Source organism: Actinomycetes bacterium (genome assembly GCA_036510875.1).
GTDB lineage: Bacteria > Actinomycetota > Actinomycetes > Prado026 > Prado026 > DATCDE01.
This window is the reverse complement of the sequence record DATCDE010000121.1, coordinates 1-2,020: the sequence shown is the minus strand read 5'-3', so window position 1 is coordinate 2,020 and position 2,020 is coordinate 1. Positions and strand designations below refer to the sequence as shown.

General features: G+C 67.9%; 3 protein-coding genes. All 3 read left to right on the top strand.

Annotation, left to right across the window (positions count from 1 at the left end):
• Positions 1-904: sulfatase-like hydrolase/transferase (locus VIM19_07110; protein HEY5184663.1), on the top strand; the 904-nt coding region annotated here is incomplete at its 5' end.
• Between the two features lie 91 nt (positions 905-995).
• Positions 996-1,373: a hypothetical protein gene (locus VIM19_07105; GenBank protein ID HEY5184662.1), complete on the top strand. Its 378-nt coding sequence runs from the start codon at positions 996-998 to the stop codon at positions 1,371-1,373.
• A 73-nt stretch (positions 1,374-1,446) separates the two neighbouring features.
• On the top strand, positions 1,447-2,020 hold a 574-nt coding region (locus tag VIM19_07100; protein HEY5184661.1), incomplete at its 3' end, for a bile acid:sodium symporter.

The following is a 2,020-nucleotide window of genomic DNA, read 5'->3' as shown; positions in this document are numbered from 1 at the left end:
CTACGTCTACCTGCCCTACACCCAGGTGCACATCCCGCCGATCCCGGACCCGGAGTACGCCGGCAGCACGAAGCGCGGCAACTTCGCGGACCTGCTGACCCAGATGGACGCCTTCACCGGACGCATCCTCGACACGCTCGAAGCGCTGGGGCTGGCCGAGGACACCATCGTGGTCTGGGCGTCGGACAACGGCGCCGACCCCAACTACCGCATGCCGGCGATCGACCCCGACCCCGCCGGAGGCTCCTGGCAGGGAAGCTCCGGTCCCTGGCGTGGCGGCTACTTCACTTCTCTCGAGGGCTCGAACCGCGCACCGTGCCTCGTGCGCTGGCCCGGTCACGTGCCCGCCGGCAAGGTCAGCAACGAGATGGTTCACCTGGTCGACATGTTCCCGACTCTGGCCAAGGTGGCCGGCGCCGAGGTTCCGGCTGATCGCGTCATCGACGGCACGGACATGGGCGACTTCCTGCTCGGCGACGCCGAGGAGTCCGGCCGCAACACGGTGCTGTGCATCCAGGGCAACCGCCTGCAGGCCATCAAGTGGCGTCAGTGGAAGGCGCACCTGTTCCAGCAGGACGGCTTCATGTCGACGTTCTCTCCGTTGAACATGCCTCGCCTCTACAACCTGGAGTGGGACCCCCGCGAGGAGCACGAGGTCGACTTCCCGCACGGCTGGACCGTGCACCCGATGGCCGCCGCGGCTGGGGTCTTCCTCTCCACCCTGGCGAAGGAACCGCCGATCAAGCCAGGCACCCCCGATCCGTACACGCCGCCCAAGCCAGGCGAACTGCGGCCCGAGGAGCACATCCAGCTCGGCGTCATCACGCAGTTCGTGACCACGCTCGTCAAGTCCCACGACGAGCTCCCGCAGCCCCACCACGGGCTCGACCACCCGACCGGGTAGGACCACGATGACCGCCTCTACACCTGAGCCGTCGACGCCCGGAGCGCCAGCGCCGTCCGGTCACCCAGAACGACCACCCAACCTCGGCTTCATGGTCGGGTGGATGGTCTTCCTGGGGATCTACCAGATCACCCTGGCCTGGCGGTTCGGCACGTTCTTCGAAGGTGAGAAGGGGGACCTGCGCCAGTACTACGGCGGAGCGGCCCTCGAGCCGTTGTACGCGACGATCGGGGTCGTGGCCCTGGTCGTCGCGTGGGGCGGGTGGCGGCTGCGCCCGTGGGCCTACACCGCCGCCTGGGTCCTGCAGGGGCTGATCTTCGTGCTCATCGTCGGCGGCGAGTTCTTCTGGCTGATGGGGAAACCCGCACCGACGCTGTGGCTGCTCCTTGATGCCGCCTTCGGCATCTACAACGTGTGGTGGTTGACCCGGCCCGCGACGCGCGCCGCCTTCGGGAGGCCGACGACCTGATGTCGAGGGATGGGGCCGAGCACGTCGCGTACAGACCCGGAGCACTCAGGTCCAGCATTCAGGAGCTTTCACTGTGACCGTCGACCAGTTGTTCAACGCGCTGTTCAACGCGGGTCTGTTCATCATGATCGTCACCCTCGTGATGAGCCTGGGCATGGGCTTCACCGTCGGCCAGGTCGTCGCCCCCCTGCGCCGGGTGTGGGTCTTCGTCCTGGCCGTGACGATCAACGTGCTCGTCGTCCCTCTCGTCGCCTGGGGTCTGGCGAAGGCGTTCCCGATCACCCCCGACCAGGTCGTCGGCCTGGTGCTGGTCTGCGTGGCGTCGGCCGGACCTGCCGGGCTGAAGGCCGCGCAGCTCGCCAAACGCGCTGACATGGCGCTCGCAGTCTCCCTGGTCATCGTCCTGCAGCTGATCAACATCGTCGCGGCCCCGCTGTGGGCCCAGGCGGTGGTGACCGGGGCCAGCGTCAGCGCCGCGATGATCATCAAGGACCTCCTCCTGCTGGTGCTCGTCCCGCTCGTCCTGGGACTTGTCGGCCATGCGCGGTACACCGAGCATGCCGAGGCGTGGAAGGCCGGCTTGGAGAAGACCTCCAACATCGCTCTCTACATCGCCATCGCGGCCGGGCTCGCCGTCAACTGGGCCG

What these genes read in the sequence shown, in the direction of transcription:
- VIM19_07105 (HEY5184662.1), top strand. Translation starts at nt 996, where the DNA reads ATGGTCGGGTGGATGGTCTTCCTGGGGATCTACCAGATCACCCTGGCC.